General features: G+C 71.6%; 4 protein-coding genes. 2 read left to right on the top strand and 2 right to left on the bottom strand.

Translation table 11 applies throughout. The annotated features are described in order from the left end of the window. Positions 1-26: 26 nt before the first annotated feature. Positions 27-15,191 carry a type I polyketide synthase gene (locus AOK08_RS13355; protein WP_055525764.1) on the top strand — a complete coding sequence of 5,055 codons (15,165 nt, stop codon included), beginning with the start codon at positions 27-29 and terminating at the stop codon, positions 15,189-15,191. 60 nt (positions 15,192-15,251) lie between these two features. Next, positions 15,252-16,256, top strand: coding sequence for a Gfo/Idh/MocA family protein (locus tag AOK08_RS13350; RefSeq protein WP_241826938.1), 1,005 nt, complete (start codon positions 15,252-15,254; stop codon positions 16,254-16,256). A 99-nt stretch (positions 16,257-16,355) separates the two neighbouring features. Here the strand turns inward: AOK08_RS13350 and AOK08_RS13345 are convergent, their stop codons facing one another. Both AOK08_RS13345 and AOK08_RS13340 read right to left on the bottom strand, forming a co-directional pair. Then, positions 16,356-17,573, bottom strand: coding sequence for an ABC transporter permease (locus AOK08_RS13345; RefSeq protein ID WP_241826937.1), 1,218 nt, complete (start codon positions 17,571-17,573; stop codon positions 16,356-16,358). Continuing rightward, positions 17,570-18,487 carry an ABC transporter ATP-binding protein gene (locus AOK08_RS13340; RefSeq protein WP_055525743.1) on the bottom strand — a complete coding sequence of 306 codons (918 nt, stop codon included), beginning with the start codon at positions 18,485-18,487 and terminating at the stop codon, positions 17,570-17,572. Before AOK08_RS13340 ends, AOK08_RS13345 begins: the two co-directional genes overlap by 4 nt. Positions 18,488-18,950: the final 463 nt, after the last annotated feature.

Raw genomic sequence — 18,950 nt, 5'->3', positions numbered from 1 at the left:
GCCTGCTCTAGGGACTGATGACGTTCATGGCCAACGAGGACAAGCTCCGCGACTACCTCAAACTGGTGACCACCGACCTGCGGCAGACCCGCCGACGTCTCCAGGAGGTCGAGGCCCGGCAGCAGGAGCCCATCGCCATCGTCTCGATGAGCTGCCGTCTTCCCGGCAACGCCCATACCCCGGAGGAGTTCTGGGACCTGCTCGTCGCGGGCGTCGACACCGTTTCCGAACTGCCCGCGGACCGTGGCTGGGACCTGGAGGGCCTGTACCACCCCGACCCCGAGCACCAGGGGACCACATACACACGCTCCGGCTCGTTCCTGTACGACGCCGCCGAGTTCGACCCCGGCTTCTTCGGGATCTCCCCGCGCGAGGCCACGGTGATGGACCCGCAGCAGCGGTTGCTGCTGGAGACGTCATGGGAGGCACTGGAGCGCGCCGGGATCGACCCGGACACGCTGCGCGGCGAGAAGGCGGGGGTCTTCGTCGGCAGCAGCGACCAGGGGTACGGTGCGGCGGCCGCCCATGCCCGGGACCGCGTCGAGGGCCATATGCTGACCGGCGGCTCCGGGGCTGTGCTGTCCGGCCGCATCGCCTACACCCTCGGCTTCGAGGGCCCCGCCGTCACCGTCGACACCATGTGCTCGTCGTCCCTTGTCGCGCTGCACCTCGCTGTCCAGGCCCTGCGCCAGGACGAGTGCCGTCTCGCCATCGCCGCCGGCGCCACCGTCATGGCGAGCCCCCGTAACTTCGTGGAGTTCAGCAGGCAGCGGGGGCTGGCGCCGGACGGCCGGTGCAAGCCTTTCGCGGCGGGTGCGGACGGCACGGGGTGGGGCGAGGGCGTGGGTGTGCTGCTGCTGGAGCGGCTGTCGGACGCCCGCCGCAACGGCCACCCGGTACTGGCGGTGATCCGTGGGTCGGCGATCAACCAGGACGGTGCGAGTAACGGGCTCACAGCCCCCAACGGGCCGTCGCAGGAACGCGTTATCCGTGCCGCGCTGGCCAACGCCCGTCTGACGCCGGATCTGGTGGACGTGGTCGAGGCGCACGGTACGGGTACGACGCTGGGCGACCCGATCGAGGCACAGGCCGTGATCGCCACCTACGGCCAGGACCGCGAACAGCCGGTCAGGCTGGGGTCGCTCAAGTCCAACATCGGTCACCTACAGGCGAGTTCGGGCGTCGCGGGCATCATCAAGATGGTGTTCGCCATGCACCACGGCGTTCTGCCCAGGCTGCTGCACCTGGACGAGCCCACAGCGCACGTCGACTGGTCCTCCGGAGCGGTCGAACTCCTCGCGGAGAACCAGCAGTGGCCCGACACCGGCAGGCCGCGCCGCGCCGGCGTGTCTTCGTTCGGCGGCAGCGGAACCAACGCGCACGTGGTTCTGGAACAGGCGCCAGAGCCGGAGGAGTCCCGGACCGACGCCGTACAGGTGCCCGAGGCCGCCGACGACGACGCCGGTCCTGTGTTCAGCGGTAATGGTGTGGTGCCGTGGGTCGTGTCCGGTCGTGGTGCGGAGGGGCTGGCTGGTCAGGCGGGCCGGTTGGTCTCGTTCGTGGAGTCGGCCTCGGATGGTGTGCGGCCGGTGGATGTGGCGTGGTCGTTGGCCGCGACGCGTACGGCGTTCGAGCACCGGGCCGTGGTCCTCGGAACCGAGCGGAACGAACTCGTCGACGGGCTGCGCGCGTTGACGTCAGAAACAACCTCTCCCGGAACGGTGACCGGCAGCTTCGACGCTGCCCCCGACGGCGCGGTGTTCGTGTTCCCGGGTCAGGGGGCGCAGTGGGTTGGTATGGGGCGGGAGTTGATGGATGTCTCTCCTGTGTTCGCTGCCTCGATGGAGGCTTGTGAGGCTGCTCTTGCGCCGTTCGTCGACTGGTCGTTGACGGATGTGGTGCGTTGCGGGGCTGAACTCGCGGATGTCGATGTGGTGCAGCCGGTCTCGTGGGCGGTGATGGTGTCGCTGGCCGCGGTGTGGCGGGCGTGTGGTGTCGAGCCGTCGGCGGTGGTCGGTCACTCGCAGGGTGAGATTGCTGCGGCTGTCGTTGCGGGTGGTTTGTCGCTTGAGGACGGAGCGCGGGTCGTCGCGTTGAGGTCGAAGGCGATCCGGGTGATCGCCGGCCGTGGCGGCATGGTGTCTGTGGCCCAACCAGTGGCTGCGGTGGATGAGCTGCTGGTCGGTTGGTCGGGCCGCATCGACATCGCTGCGGTGAACGGGCCGGGTTCGGTTGTGGTGGCCGGTGACGCGGACGCGCTGGATGAGCTGATGGCGCACTGCGAGAGCGGTGACATCCGTGCGCGTCGCATTCCGGTGGACTACGCCTCGCACACCTGGCATGTCGAGGAGATCGAGGAGGAGCTGGCGCAGGTGCTGGCTCCGGTGGTGCCTCGTACGGGGCAGGTGCCGTTCTTCTCCACCACCGAGGCCGAGGCCATCGACACCGCGCGGCTGGATGGCGGGTACTGGTATCGCAACCTGCGCGGCCGCGTGCGTTTCGCCGAGGCCGTCGAGAAGCTTAACGAGCAGGGCTATTCCGCGTTCGTGGAGGTCAGTTCGCACCCGGTCCTCGGCATGGCCGTGCAGGAGACCGCTGAAGACGCGGTCGTGGTGGGCAGTCTGCGCCGCAACGACGGTGGCGCGGAGAGGTTCCTGACCTCGCTCGCCGAGGCATGGGTACGTGGCATTCCCGTCGACTGGACAGCCGTCCTCGCCGGTCAGCAGGCACCACGCCCCGTCTCCCTGCCCACCTACGCCTTCCAACACAGCCCGTACTGGTTCGAACCGGCGGCGCCGCAGCTCTCCGGGGCGGACGGTGGGGTCGAAGACGCGGTGGACGCGGAGTTCTGGGCAGCCGTAGAGGGTGAGGACCTTCAGGCGCTGACCGGTGCTCTCGATGTCGCCGAGGACTCCGGGCAGCAGGCATTGGCCGAGGCGCTGCCCGTGCTGTCGGCGTGGCGCCGGGGCCGTCGTGCCGCGTCCACCCTCGACTCCTGGCGCTACCGTCTCGCCTGGCGGCCGATGGCCGATTCCGCCGCCGCACTCGGCGGTGTCTGGCTGGTCGTCGTTCCCGCGAGCCAGGCGGATGCCAAGCTCGTACAGGTCTGCCTGGACGGCCTCGCCGCGCACGGCGCGCAGACCGCCCCGCTGTTCGTGGACGCCACCGACACCGACCGGGAACAACTGGCCTCCCTGCTCGCCGAGACCGCCCGCCACAGCGGCACCGACACCTACAGCGGAGTCCTCTCCCTCCTCGCGCTCGACGAGCAACCGCACCCGGGGCAGCCAGGGCTCGCGGCCGGTCTCGTGGCCGGGCTCGCCCTGATCCAGGCGTGCGCCGACACCGGCGTACGCGCCCCCCTGTGGCTTGCCACCAGCGGAGCCGTCACCACCGGTGACAGTGACCCGCTGCGCAACCCGGTGCAGAACGGAACCTGGGGCATGGGCCGGGTCGCCGCACTGGAGCACCCCGAGTTCTGGGGCGGCCTCGTCGACCTTCCGGAGACGCCCGACGAGCGCACCGCCGACCGCCTGTGCGCGGTCCTCGCCGACACCCGGAGCGAGGACCAGATCGCCGTCCGTCGCACCGGCACACTGATCCGCCGACTGGTCCGGACCCCCGTCGGAGCCACGGGCGGCGGCGGCCGTACCTGGACCTCGCGCGGCACCGCGCTGGTCACCGGCGGCACCGGTGGCCTGGGGGCCCACACGGCCCGCTGGCTCGCCCGCAACGGCACCGAACACCTCGTACTGCTCAGCCGCCGAGGACCCGAAGCGCCTGGCGCCACCCAACTCGAAGCGGAACTGCGCGAGTTGGGTGCCCGTGTCACCATCGCCGCCTGCGACATCGCCGACCCGGACGCGCTGGCCGCGCTCGTCGAACAGGTCGAGGCCGACGGGCCGCCGATCCGTACCGTCGTGCACACCGCGGGCGTCGGCATCCTCATCCCGCTGGCCGCGACGACACTCCAGGAGTTCGCGGACGGCGCCGAGGCCAAACTCAGTGGCGTCGCCAACCTCGACGCACTCTTCTGCGACGACCGGCTGGACGCCTTCATCGTCTTCTCCTCCGTCGCCGGCGTCTGGGGCAGCGGCGACCACGGCGCCTACGCGGCGGCCAACGCCTACGCCGACGCGGTCGCCGAACACCGGCGCGCTCGCGGCCTGGCCGGTACGTCGATCGCCTGGGGCATCTGGAGCGACGAGGGCGGCGGCATGGGCCTCGAAGTCGTCCAGGAACAGCTTCGCTGGCGTGGTATCACCTTCATGGACCCGGCGCTCGCCGTCGCGGGCATGCAGCAGGTACTCGACCGCGACGAGTGTTTCGTCGCGGTCGCCGACATCGACTGGGACCGTTTCGTCCCCGCCTTCACCGCCGCCGGCCCCCGCCCGCTGCTGACCGAGGTGCCCGAAGTGGCGGAGCTGCTGCGCGCCGAGGAGGACCGCCACCGCCAGGACGCCGCGGAGGCCGAGACCACCGGTCTCGTCTCCCGGCTGCGCGGCATGACCGCCGAGGAGCAGGAGCAGACCGTACGGGACCTGGTACGCGCCCAGGTCGCCGCAGTGCTCGGCCACAGCACCTCGAACAGCGTCGAACTCGGCCGGGCCTTCCGTGAGTTGGGCTTCGACTCGCTGACCTCGGTAGAACTGCGCAACCGGCTGAACACCGCGACCGGGCTGCGGCTGCCCGTCACCGTGATCTTCGACCGGCCCACGGTCACCGCACTCGCCCGGCACATCCGCGAGGAACTGGTCGGGCAGTCCGACGCCCTCCCCGCCCCGGTGGCACGGGCAGCCGCCGTCACCCAGGCCGGCGCGGCGGCGGACGACGACCCGATCGTCATCGTCTCGATGAGCTGCCGATACCCGGGCGGTGCCAACAGCCCCGAGGAACTGTGGCGCATCCTCGCCGAGGGCCGCGACGTCATCGACGGATTCCCCGACGACCGCGCGTGGAACCTCGACGCCCTCTACGACCCCGACCCGGACCGTGAGGGCACCTGCTACGCCCGCGAAGGCGGCTTCGTCCACGACGCCGGCGACTTCGACGCCGGATTCTTCGGCATCTCGCCCCGCGAGGCCATCGCCATGGACCCCCAGCAGCGACTCCTGCTGGAAACCTCCTGGGAGGCGTTGGAGCAGGCCGGACTCCTCCCCGAAACGCTGCGCGGCACCCCGGTCGGTGTCTTCGTCGGCGCCGCCAACCAGGGCTTCGGCGGCCTGGACAACCTGCCCGAAGGCGTCGAGGGCCATATCGTCACCGGCAGCGCCACCAGCGTCCTGTCCGGCCGCATCGCCTACACCCTCGGACTTGAGGGCACCGCGGTGACCATCGACACCGCGTGCTCGTCGTCGCTGGTCGCCCTGCACATGGCCGTCCAGGCACTGCGCTCCGGCGAGTGCTCGATGGCGCTCGCGGGCGGCGTCGCCGTCATGGTGGAGCCCATCGGCTTCATCGGCTTCGCCCGCACCCGGGGTGTCGCCAAGGACGGCCGCTCCAAGGCGTTCGCCAAGGCGGCCGACGGCATGGGCCTCGCCGAGGGCGCCGGCATGCTGCTCCTGGAACGCCTGTCGGACGCCCGCCGCAACGGCCACCCGGTACTGGCCGTGGTCCGCTCCACCGCCCTCAACCAGGACGGCGCGAGCAACGGTCTCAGCGCCCCCAGCGGCCCCGCCCAGCAGCAGGTCATCCGCGCGGCCCTGGCCGGTGCGGGCCTGACGACTGCGGATGTGGACGCGGTGGAGGCGCACGGTACGGGTACGACGCTGGGCGATCCGATCGAGGCGCAGGCGTTGCTGGCCACGTACGGGCAGGGCAGGGATCGCGAACAGCCTCTGTGGCTCGGCTCGATGAAGTCGAACATCGGACACTCACAGGCCGCCGCCGGTGTCGCAGGCATCATCAAGATGGTGCTGGCGATGCGGCACGGTCTGCTGCCCCGGACGTTGCATGTCGATGAGCCGACCCCGCATGTGGACTGGTCAGCGGGTGCGGTGTCGCTGCTGACGGAGGCGGTGGAGTGGCCGCACGCCGAGGGGCGGCTGCGGCGTGCGGGTGTGTCCTCGTTCGGCGTGAGCGGGACGAACGCGCATGTCGTGCTGGAGGAGGCACCGGCCGCGTCCGAATCCCGCGACGAGGACACGGCGCCGGTGTTCGCCGAAGGCTGTGCGTTGCCATGGGTGATCTCCGGTCGTGGCGGCGACAGCCTCGGTGGGCAGGCGGGACGGCTGGTCTCGTTCCTGGCATCGGCCGACGATGATGTGCGGCCGGTGGACGTGGCGTGGTCGCTGGCCGCGACGCGTACGGCCTTCGAGAACCGTGCTGTCGTCCTGGGCGGAGAGCGGGGTGAACTCACCAAGGGAATCGCCGCGTTGACTTCAGGTGAGATCGGCGCTGCTGGTGTGGTGCGCGGTTCGGTCGGCGGCGGATCCGATCGGGTGGTGTTTGTCTTCCCGGGTCAGGGGGCGCAGTGGGTTGGTATGGGGCGGGAGTTGATGGATGTCTCGCCTGTGTTCGCTGCGTCGATGCGTGAGTGTGAGGCTGCTCTTGCGCCGTTCGTCGACTGGTCGTTGACGGATGTGGTGCGTGGTGGGGCTGAGCTGGCTGATGTTGATGTGGTGCAGCCGGTGTCGTGGGCGGTGATGGTGTCGCTGGCCGCGGTGTGGCGGGCGTGTGGTGTGGAGCCGTCTGCTGTGGTCGGTCACTCGCAGGGCGAGATTGCTGCGGCTGTCGTCGCGGGTGGTTTGTCGCTTGAGGACGGGGCGCGGGTCGTCGCGTTGAGGTCGAAGGCTATCCGTGTGATCGCCGGCCGTGGTGGCATGGTGTCCCTCGCCCAACCCCTGGCTGCGGTAGAGGAGTTGCTGGCGGGCCGCTGGTCGGGCCGTATCGACATCGCGGCGGTGAATGGTCCGGGTTCGGTTGTGGTGGCCGGTGACGCGGACGCGCTGGATGAGCTGGTGGCGCACTGCGAGAGCGGTGACGTTCGTGTGCGTCGTGTTCCGGTGGATTACGCCTCGCACACCTGGCATGTGGAGGAGATCGAGTCCGAACTGGCCGAGGTGCTGGCCGCGGTGGAGCCTCGTACGGGTGGGGTGCCGTTCTTCTCCACCACCGAGGCCGAGGTCATCGACACCGCGCGTCTCGACGCCGCCTACTGGTATCGCAACCTGCGTCAGCGTGTGCGGTTCGCCGAGGCGGTCGAGAAGCTGAACGAGCAGGGCTATTCGGCGTTCGTGGAGGTCAGTTCACACCCGGTGCTGGGTATGGCCGTGCAGGAGGCGGCCGAGGACGCTGTGGTCGTCGGCAGTCTCCGCCGTAATGACGGTGGTGCCGAGAGGTTCCTGACCTCGCTCGCCGAGGCATGGGTACGTGGCATCCCCGTCGACTGGACTGCTGTCCTTGCCGGGCAGCGGGCACGGTCCGTCTCCCTGCCCACCTACGCTTTCCAGCACCGGCGTTACTGGCTGGAGAAGACCGTTCCGGCTCTGGCTCTGGCTCTGGACTCGCGTCAGCAGGTGGATGCGCGTTTCTGGGATGCGGTCGAGCGTGAGGATCTTGAAGGGCTTGCCGAGACGCTCCGTCTGCCGGAGAGTGAGCCGCTGGCCGGAGTGCTTCCCGCGCTGTCGAGTTGGCGCAAGGGGGAGAAGGCCCGGTCGGTGGTGGACGGCTGGCGGTACAAGGTGGTCTGGAAGCCCATCGGCCGGGACAACCGGGCCACCGCCCTGACCGGTACCTGGCTGCTTCTTGTGCCGCACGAGCACACCGCCGGCGGCCTCACCGGCTCTCTCACCGGCTCTCTCAGCAATGGTCTGGCCGCCCACGGCGCTCAGGTGACCACCCTCGCAGTGCCCTCCGGTACCGACCGGGACGGGCTCGCCGCCCTGCTCGGAATCGCCCTGGCCCAAGCGGACGTTCCGCCGCCGACCGGCGTACTGTCCCTGCTCGCGCTCGACGAGTCGCCGTACGCCCCCGGCAGTGCGCTCGACAACGGGCTCGCCCTGAACACCGCCCTGGTGCAGGCACTCGGGGACGCCGGGGTCGGCGCACCGCTGTGGCTCGGCACCCGTGGCGCCGTGTCCACCGGACGCGCCGACCGGCCCGCCGCACCCGCCCAGGCGCAGAGCTGGGGACTGGGCCGGATCGCGGCTCTGGAGTACCCGCAGCGTTTCGGCGGGATCGTCGACCTCCCGGAGGAACTGGACGAGCGTGCCGTCGCCCGGCTGGTGAGCGCGCTGTCCGGCGCCGTCGAGGAAGATCAGGTGGCCGTACGCGGTTCCGGTCTCTTCGTACGACGTCTGGTACGCGCCGCCCTGCCCGAGGCCGCCCCCGCCGACTGGGCGCCCGGCGGCACCGTACTGGTGACCGGTGGAACCGGTGGCGTCGGCGCGCAGGTCGCCCGCAGGCTGGCCCGCAACGGTGCCGCGCATCTGCTGCTTGCCGGACGCCGTGGCCCCGACAGCCGGGGTGCGGCCGAGCTGACGGCTGAACTGACCGCGCTCGGCGCCCGCGTCACCATCGCGGCCTGCGATGTCGCCGACCGTGATCAACTCGCCACGTTGCTGTCCGAAGTACCGGCCGACCTGCCCCTCACCGCTGTCGTGCACGCGGCCGGAGTCCTGGACGACGGTGTGCTGGACACGCTCACTCCCGAGCGTGCCGAGACCGTGCTGCGGCCCAAGGTGGCGGCCGCACTGCATCTGCACGAGCTGACCCGGGACCTGGACCTGTCCGCGTTCGTGCTGTTCTCCTCGCTCGCCGGCACCCTCGGCGGCCCGGGGCAGGCGAGTTACGCCGCCGCCAACGCCTTCCTCGACACGCTCGCACGGCAGCGGCACGCCGACGGGCTCCCCGCGACGTCCCTCGCGTGGGGCGCGTGGGGCGGCGGCGGTCTGGCCGCCGGTGAGACGGGTGAGCGGCTGGCCCGCGCCGGAATGCCAGCCATGGACCCGGAGTCCGCGCTGACGGGCCTCGAACAGGCCGTCGCGGGTGACGAACCCGTGCTGGCCCTGGCCGACGTACGGTGGGAGACATACGCGTTCGCCCACTCCGACACTCCCGCCCATGCGCTCATGGAGCTGCCGGAGGTACGCGCGGCCGTGTCGGCGCGCACCGTGCCCGCAGAAGGCGGCGGTGACCGCAACGCGCTGACGGCGCGGATCGCGGTGCTGTCCCCCGATGAACAGCGACGTGAACTCCTGGCCCTCGTACGTACGTTGGCCGCCGGAGCGCTCGGGTACTCCGACGCCGGGGAGGTCGACGAGGAACGGGCCTTCCGCGATCTCGGCTTCGACTCGCTCACCGCGGTGGCGCTGCGCAACAGCATCGCGGAGGCCACCGGGCTGCGACTGCCGGTGACACTGGTCTTCGACCACCCCACCGCCACCGCACTCGCCCGCAAGCTGCACGACGACCTGTTCGGCACCAGTGCCACGACCGAGCCGGTGTCGGGGACCCCGGCCCCGGTGGCCGCCACCGACGACGACCCGATCGTGATCGTGGCCATGAGCTGCCGCTACCCGGGCGGCGCCGCCGGCCCCGAGGAACTGTGGCAGCTCCTCGTCGACGAACGGGACGCCGTGTCGGTCCTCCCGGACGACCGGGGCTGGGACCTCAAGGGGGCCTACGACCCCGACCCGGACCGGCCGGGCACCTTCTACGCACGCGGCGGAGGATTCCTCTACGACGCCCACCACTTCGACCCGGAGTTCTTCGGGATGAGCCCGCGCGAGGCGCTGGCCGTCGACCCGCAGCAGAGGCTGCTCCTGGAGACGTCCTGGGAGGCGTTCGAGCGGGCCGGTATCGAACCGGGAGTGCTGCGCGGCAGCCGGACCGGGGTCTTCGTCGGCTCCAACTACCACGACTACGGCTCCCGGGTTCAGCACGCCCCCAAGGAATTCGAGGGCTATCTCGCCACCGGCAGCGCGGGCAGCGTGGCCTCCGGGCGGATCGCCTACACCTTCGGCCTGGAGGGCCCGGCCGTCACCGTCGACACCGCGTGCTCGTCGTCACTGGTGGCCCTGCACATGGCCGCGTCCGCGCTGCGCGGCGGCGAATGCACGATGGCGCTGGCCGGCGGGGTCACCGTGATCTCCTCGCTGGACACCTTCATCGAGTTCAGCAGGCAGCGCGCGCTGTCCGAGGACGGGCGCTGCAAGGCGTTCTCCGACGACGCCGACGGCGCCGGATGGGCCGAAGGCGTCGGCGTGGTGCTGCTGGAGCGGCTGTCCGACGCCCGCCGCAACGGCCACCCGGTGCTGGCCGTGCTCGCCGGTTCCGCGGTCAACCAGGACGGCGCGAGCAACGGTCTGACCGCGCCGAGCGGTCCCGCGCAGCAGCGGGTCATCCGGCAGGCCCTCGCCGCCGCCGGGCTCGACGCGGCCGATGTCGACGCCGTCGAGGCGCACGGCACCGGCACGCGCCTCGGCGACCCGATCGAGGCACAGGCCCTGATGGCGACATACGGTCAGGACCGGCCGGACGAGCGGCCGTTGCTGCTCGGCGCCCTCAAGTCCAACATCGGGCACACGCAGGCTGCCGCCGGTGTCGGCGGCGTGATCAAGATGGTGCTGGCGATGCGGCACGGCATGCTGCCGCGCACCCTGCACGCCGACCGGCCGTCGACCGAGATCGACTGGACCGACGGCGCCGTGTCGCTGCTCACCGAGACCGTTCGGTGGCCGGACACCGGCCGGCCGCGCCGAGCCGGCGTGTCGGCGTTCGGCATCAGCGGCACCAACGCCCATGTGATCCTGGAGCAGCCGCCCGTCACGGCCGAACCCGTGGAGCGGGAGCAGCCGCCCTCCACTGTCGCCAGGCCGGAGCGGCCTGCCGCCCCGGCCTCGGAGACCACCACGTCGCCGGAGGCGACTCCCCTGACCGGCACCTCCGGTGACGTGGTCCCCTGGGTACTGTCCGGCCGCAGCGCCGACGCGCTGCGCGCCCAGGCCGCCCGCCTGCTCGCCCACCTCACCGAACCGCGGCGGCAGGACAGCACCGCCGACGAGGCGGCCGCCCCCGCCGACATCGCCCATTCCCTCGCCCTCACCCGTGCCACGTTCGACCACCGGGCCTCCGTCGTCGGCCACGACCGGGACGAACTCCTCGCCGCGCTCACGGCGTTGGCGGCGGGCCGGGAAGCACCCGGGCTGGTGCGCGGGGAGCGGCGGCGAACCGGACGCACCGCGTTCCTGTTCAGCGGTCAGGGCAGCCAGCGAGCGGGCATGGGGCGTGAACTGTACGCCGCGTACCCGGTGTTCGCGGACGCCCTCGACGCCGTATGCGCCGAGCTCGACCGTGAACTCGAACGGCCGCTGCGCGAGGTGATGTTCGCCGAGGCGGGCAGCGCCGACGCGGAACTGCTGGACCGTACGGTCTACACACAGGCCGGGCTGTTCGCTCTCGAAGTGGCCCAGTTCCGGCTGCTGGAACACTGGGGGCTGCGCCCCGACGTCGTCGTCGGCCACTCCATCGGTGAACTGGCCGCCGCCCACGTGGCCGGCGTGCTCGCCCTCGGTGACTCCTGCCGGCTGGTCGCCGCCCGAGGCCGTCTGATGCAGCAACTGCCTGCCGGTGGCGCCATGTTGTCCGTGCAGACCAGTGAGACGGAGGTCGTCGAGGCGCTGCGCCCGTACGAGGGCCGGGTCTCCGTCGCCGCCGTCAACGGCCCCGCGTCCGTGGTCGTCTCCGGTGACGAGGACGCGGTGGACGAACTGGCCGCGGCCTGGCGCGCGGCAGGTCTGCGCACCAAGCGGCTGACCGTGTCGCACGCCTTCCACTCGCCGCGGATGGAACCCATGCTGGACCGTTTCGAGGCGGTCGCCCGCGAGATGACCTACACGGCTCCGGCCGTGCCCGTCGTCTGCGACCTCACCGGTGAACTCGCCGACTCCGGGCAACTGGAGGGCGCAGACTACTGGGTGCGCCATGTGCGCGGCACGGTCCGCTTCGCCGACGCCGTGGCCACGCTCGAACAGTACGGCGTGACGGCGTACGTCGAGCTCGGTCCGGACGGTGTCCTCACCGCCATGACCCGTGACTGCCTCACCGCCTCCGACCCGGCCACGACCGGTGCCGGCATCGTCTCCACGCCGCTGCTGCGCCGTGACCGGTCCGAGCGGACAGCACTCACGACCGCCCTCGCCACGCTGCATGTGCACGGCGTGAGCCCCGACTGGGCGCGGTACTTCGCCGACCGCCCCGTGCGCCGGGCCGAACTGCCCACGTACGCCTTCCAGCGTGCCCGTTACTGGCTCGACGCGGCGCCCCGCACCGTCGACCTCGCCTCCGCCGGGCTCGTCGACGGAGCGCATCCGCTGCTGGCCGCGGGCACCACGCTCGCCGGCGGTGACGGCTATCTGCTCACCGGACGGCTGTCGCTGAGCAGTCACCCCTGGCTCGCCGACCACTCGGTGTCCGGCACCGCGATACTGCCGGGCACCGCGTTCCTGGAGCTGGCCCTGCTGGCCGCCGACCGGGTCGGATACGCCACGGTCGACGAACTCACCCTGGAGGCACCGCTCGTCCTGCCCGAACACGGCGCCGTCCACGTCCAGGTCACCGTCGGTGAACCCGGCGAACAGGGGGCGCGCGGTGTGACCGTGCACTCCCGTCCGGACGACGCGACGGACGACGAACGCTGGACCCGGCACGCCCTGGGCCGCCTCGTCCCCGAGGCGAAGGAACCGGCCGACGACACCCTGGCCGGGGTATGGCCCCCGGCGGGCGCCGAAGCGGTCGCCGTCGAAGACCTGTACGACCGCTTCGCCGCGAACGGCTTCGTGTACGGGCCCGCCTTCCAGGGTCTGACCGCGGCCTGGAAGCTCGGTGACGACGTGTACGCGGAGGTCGAACTGCCCGCCGAGGCCTCTCCCGGCGCCGACGCGGCCGACTACGGCCTGCACCCGGCTCTCCTGGACGCCGCCCTCCAGACCGTCGGACTGACCGCCGCCGCCTCGTCCGGCCCCGGCCTCATGCCGTTCAGCTGGTCGGGCGTACGGCTGCACACACCGGGCGCGACCGCGCTGCGGACGCATCTGGCCCCGGCCGGTCCCGACACGGTCGCGCTGCGGGTCACCGACCTGGACGGCCGCCCCGTCGCCACGGTGACCGGACTGACCCTGCGGCCACTGCCCGCCGGGCAGCCCGGGGCGGCCCGCGCCGCCGCACGTCATCTGCACGAACTGGAATGGGTGACCCCGGCCGACGCGACCACCCCGTCCCTCCGGGCCGCAGCCGTCACCGGCGGCTGGGCCGTCCTGGACGGAATCGGCCGCGGCGACGGTGACGACGACCCCGGCATCGGGAGCGCGCTGACGGCGGCGGGACTCGCCTCCACCCACCACCGGGACCTGGCGGCCCTCGCCTCCGCCGTCGCCGCCGGCACGGTGCCCGTACCCGGCACGGTGCTGGCCGCCGTACCCGGAGCCGGTGGCATCGACGCCGGGCAGCCGGGGGAGACCGGCCTGGCCTCCGCCGTCCGGCACGCGACCGGACACGTTCTGCGGTTGATCCAGGACTGGCTCGCCGACGACACGTTCAACGCGACCCGGCTGGTCCTGGTCACCCGGCACGCCATGAGCGTGCACGACGGCGAACAGGCGCCCGACCCGGTGGCCGCGGCCGTATGGGGGCTGGTGCGCACGGCGCAGTCGGAGAACCCTGGGCGGTTCGTGCTCCTCGACTGGGACGGCGCACCGGAGTCCTACCAGGCACTGCCGACCGCGGCCCGGCACGAGGAGCCGCAAGTCGCCCTGCGCAAGGGTGAGTTGCGTGCCCCCCGCCTGGTCCGCCTCGGACTGAACCAACTCGCGGACGTCACCGCCGGCGCACTGCTCGACCCGGACGGAACCGTGCTGGTCACCGGCGCCACCGGCGCGCTCGGCGGACTTGTCGCCCGCCACCTGGTCACCCGGCACGGCGCCCGGCATCTGCTGCTGGCCGGCCGCCGGGGCGCGGACGCGCCCGGTGCACGGGAACTCGTCGCCGAACTGACCGAACTGGGCGCCCACGCAGACCTCGTCGCCTGCGACACCTCGGACCGGGCCGCACTCGCCGCCCTGCTCGCCACCGTCCCCGACGGGCATCCGCTCACCGCCGTGGTGCACACGGCGGGCGTCCTCGACGACGGCGTCATCGGCTCCCTCACCCAGGAACGGCTCGACACCGTGCTCGCCGCCAAGGTCGACACGGCTCTGCATCTGCACGAGCTGACCCGCGACAGCGGACTGCGAGGGTTCGTGCTGTTCTCCTCGCTGGCCGGCATCTTCGGCGGCTCGGGACAGGGCAACTACGCGGCGGCCAACGCCTTCCTGGACGCCTTCGCCCGACAGCGGCGCGCCCATGGCCTGCCCGCCCAGTCGCTGGCCTGGGGCCTGTGGGAGCAGCGGTCGGCGATGACCGGCAAGCTGGACGACGCCGATCTGCGGCGGATGGCACGCGGCGGAGTGGTCCCGATGCCGTCCGAGCAGGCCCTCGGCCTGTTCGACGCCGCTGTCGCCGCCGACCGCGCGCTGCTCGTCCCGGCCCGGTTCGACACCGCCGCGCTGCGCACACCCGACGGCGAGGTCCCGGCACTGCTGCGGTCCCTCGTCAAGCCCGCCCGCCGCCGCACCGGCGCCACGGCCGAGCACGGGACTCCGCCCGCCGAGGCGCTGCGCCGCCGGCTCGCCGAACTGGACACGCAGGGACGGCTGGCCGTGCTGCTGGACGTCGTCCGCGACCAGGCGGCGGCTGTCCTCGGCTACGCCGACTCCGACGCCGTCGACCCCGAACGGGGCTTCCTGGAGATGGGATTCGACTCGCTGACCGCGGTCGAACTGCGCAACCGGCTGGGCGCCGCCACCGGGCTCAGGCTGCCCGCCACCCTGCTGTTCGACTACCCGGCCCCCGACCGGCTCGCCCGCCATCTGCGGGACGAGACCGACGCGGAATCGGGACCGGCCCCGGCCGTCCAGCCGATGCTGGCCGAACTCGCCCGGATGGAGGCCGCGCTGGAGGCGGTCACCATCGACGACTCGGAGCGCTCCGCACTCACGGAACGGCTGCGGGGGCTGCTGTCCCGGCTGGACGTGGCGGGCACGGACACGGACGCCGGCGGAAGTGGCGCGGGGGACACCGTCGAGGAACACCTCGACGCGGCCACGGACGACGACCTCTTCGACTTCATCGACAAGCAGTTCGGTTCGTCGTGAGTGTTCGTGAATGCTCGTGAGTCAAATCAGTGCTCGTGAGCCACATCAGAGAAAGAGAACGTGACTGTGACAGACCGGGTGCTGAACGTGGGTGTCGTCGGCTGTGCCACCATCGCCCAGCGCACCACCATCCCGGCGCTCGTCGCCGACCCGTCGGTGCGGCTGGCCGCGGTGGCCAGCCGCAGCCGGGCCAAGGCCGAGGCCGTGGCCCGGCGGTTCGGCTGCGAAGCCGTCACCGGCTACGCCGCGCTGCTGGAACGCGATGACATCGACGCCGTGTACGTACCGCTGCCGCCCGCCCTGCACGCGGAGTGGGTGGCGCGGGCGCTGGCGGCGGGCAAGCACGTCCTCGCCGAGAAGCCGCTCTCCCTCGACCGGGCCGAAGCCGCCGAACTGGTCGGCGCCGCCCGGGCCGCCGGGCTGCTGCTGATGGAGAACTTCGCGTTCCTGCACCATGGGCAGCACGACGCCGTACGCGCCCTCATCGACGAGGGCGCGATCGGTGAACCCCGGCACATCACGGCCGAGTTCGCATTCCCGCCGCTTCCCGCGGACGACATACGGTACGACCCGGCGCTGGGCGGCGGCGCACTGCTCGACGCCGGCGTGTACACGCTGCGAGCGGCCACCCTGTATCTCGGGCCGCAGGTGACGGTGCGCGGGGCGGTGCTGCGCGTCGATCCCGGTACCGGGGTCGACGTCGCGGGTGCGGCGCTGGTCGCCGATCCGGCCGGCCGGACCGGTCAGCTGACATTCGGTTTCGACCGGTCGTACCGCTGCGCCTGCACGATCTGGGGCAGCGAGGGGAGCATCGAACTCGACCGTGCGTTCAGCGCGCCGCCCACGCTGCGGCCGGTGCTGAGCCTGCGGCGCCAGGACAGCCTGGAGGTACGGACGCTGCCGGCCGGCCACCAGTTCGCCTCCCTGGTCGCCGAGTTCGCCCGCACGGTGCTCGACGAGGGCGACTTCAAGGGGCCAGGGGAGGACGTTCTGCGGCAGGCCGAACTCGTGGACGAGGTCAGGAGCGCGGCCGGGGGCGGTGAGCGGGGCCCACAGCCGCGATGAGTTCCGTCCCCGACCGTCCCCGACCGTCCCCGAAAACAGCGGAGGCCCGCTGCCGTCTCACACGGCAGCGGGCCTCCGGGCGTATCCCTCAGCGGGGCGTCACGTGTCGTTCCACTTGAACAGGCGCAGGGTCAGCGCCGTCACCACGGCCGTGAACGCCAGCATGCCGCCCATGGTGGGCAGGACGTCCACCACACCGCCGCCCCGGCTGAGCACGGCCTCGCTGCCGGTCACGAGGTAGCGCAACGGCATCGCGTACGACACCGCCCTGACCCACTCGGGGGCACTGTCGAGGGGGAAGAACGACCCGGACAGGAACGACATCGGCAGCACCACCAACTGGGCGAGACCGCCGGCGGATTCCTCGGTCCTGGTGACCGAGCCGATGAGCAGGCCCAGCGACATCAGGGACAGCGTTCCGCACATCACCAGGGGTATCACCAGCCACCAGTCGCCCGTGAGCCGCAGACCGAAGTACGGCAGCGTCGCGACCAGCAGGAACAGCGCTGTCTGCGTGAGCGCGATCAACAGCGTCGTGAAGGTACGGGCGACGACCAGCTCCCAGGCACTGGTCGGGGACAACTGCATGCGCTGGAGGAACCTCCTGCGGCGCATCGTCACCAGCGTCAGCGACGAGCTGGCCACCGCGCTGGAGGCGATCGCCCAGCCCAGCAGACCGGGCGTCAGATACTGGATGGGTTTGACCGACCCGTCCTCGACCTGACTGGCATTCAGCGTGTACGTGGCCGGCCGGCCGGTCGCGGCCAGGTTCGCCGCCTCCAGAACGGCGTTGAGCGTCGCCCGCGCGGAAGCCCCCTTGACGGAGTCGGCGGCGCTGTAGCGCAGAACGACCGTGCCCCCGTCCTGTGCGACCAGCGCGTCGTAGTCGCCCTTGCGCACCTTCGCCAGAGCGGCTGCCTCGTCGGTCACCCTGGTGATGGTGGCGACGCTGGAGAGCTGCTTGTGCTGCGCCTCGGTGAGTGAGTCCAGCACCCGCACTTCGCCGACCTGGGCCACCTTGATGTGCGACGTCCCGGTGGTCTTGAACAGCGAACCGAACAACAGCAGGAACAGGACCGGGAACACCAGCAGGAAGAAGATCGTGCTCTTGTCGCGCAGCACGCTCAGCATCATCACCCGGGACAGCTCACGGACCGGACTGAGCCGGTCGTCGCGTGCGGCACCCCCACCGCCCGAACCGGTTCTCCGGCTGTCCTTCCCGGTCCCGGTCTCCCGCACGGTGTCGTTCGAGGAGTGGTTCGAGGTGTCCTCAGAGGTGTTCTCCGCGACTTGCGTCGTGGTCTCTTCGACGCTCACGCGCCGTACCCCCGTCCGGTCAGCTGGAGGAAGACGTCCTCCAGGGTGGCGCCTCGCACCTCGAGGCCACGCAGGGCCCCTTTGTCCCCGAGGACGGAGAGCACCGGTCCCGGAGTGCGGGTGGCGACCGACAGGGTGACCCCGTCGTCCTCCACCGCGGCCTGGTCAACCCCGGCGGACACCAGCAGCTCACGCATGGCGTCCGCGCCGATCAGCCCGGACTCCACGCTCACCCGCACCATGTCGTCGATCTCGCGGATCAGGGCGGCGGGTGCGCCGGTGCGGAGCACCTTGCCCTTCTCCATCACCGACACGCGGTCGCAGAGGATCTCCGCCTCGTCCAGGTAGTGCGTCGTGAGCACCAGGGTGTGCCCTTCCTCATTGACGGAGCGCAGCAGGTCCCACAGATTGCGGCGGGCATGCGGGTCCAGACCGGCGGTGGGCTCGTCCAGGAAGACGATCTCCGGGTCGTGCACCAGACCGCAGGCGATCGACAGCCGCTGCGCCTGGCCGCCGGAGAGCTTGTCCGCCGGCACGTTGTGGAACTCTGAGAGCCCGACGCGATCCAGCATGGTGTCGGCCTTGCGCTTGCCCACCCGGTAGAACGACGCGAACAGCCGGATCGTCTCGCGCGTGGTGAGCTTGTCGAGGAAGGACGACGCCTGGAACTGCACGCCGATCCGCTTCAGCACCTCGGGGTTGCGGGGCCAGGGACTCTGGCCGAAGAGCTCGATCCGGCCCTCGTCGGGCTCGCGGACGCCCTCCAGAAGCTCCAGGGTGGTCGTCTTGCCCGCGCCGTTGGGGCCCAGGATGCCGTAGAACTCGCCCGTCTCGATGCGCAGCGAGACGCCGTCGACGGCTTGGATGTCCCCGTACCGCTTCCGGACGCCGTCCGCGACGATCGCGGCCGTCATGACGCGTCCGTCCTGGCCGGGCGGAGCCGAGCACCGGCACCGCCGCACATGAACTGAAGGTCCATCACTCGACTGTCGTCTCTCCATGATCGATTGAGGATGACGGCCGGCCGGGAGTACCCCGGGCCCTCCGCCACGGCCGGACCACCCGAGGGCCCGGCAGCGGCCGGGCAGGCACAGCAGAGTGCGGCTCCATCGGCGGTACGGAACCTCAGCTCAGCACAGCCGTCGCGGTCAAGGCCACAACAGGCGCCCAGGACTAGGGAATCGCCCCTACTCCTCGGCGCGGAACGGGGAAAGGGCGCGTCCCGTGCGGACCGGGGGACATAGGTTCGACACACATCCAGAAGATCCGTGGCGCTTGTGCGCCACCAACAGGATCGAGGAATCCCACGATGCCCCCCACAGCCCGGGACGACTCCGGGCACCGCCCCGGCGGCCCCGACACGTCCTTAGCCAACCC

Source organism: Streptomyces graminilatus (assembly GCF_001418565.1).
In the GTDB taxonomy this organism is placed as follows: Bacteria; Actinomycetota; Actinomycetes; order Streptomycetales; family Streptomycetaceae; genus Streptomyces; species Streptomyces graminilatus.
Note: the sequence above shows the minus strand (reverse complement) of the source record. Positions and strands in the feature narration are given on the sequence as shown.

Coding starts and splice junctions, on each gene's coding strand:
- AOK08_RS13355 (WP_055525764.1), top strand. CDS start 27: ATGGCCAACGAGGACAAGCTCCGCGACTACCTCAAACTGGTGACCACC.
- AOK08_RS13340 (WP_055525743.1), bottom strand. CDS start 18,487: ATGACGGCCGCGATCGTCGCGGACGGCGTCCGGAAGCGGTACGGGGAC.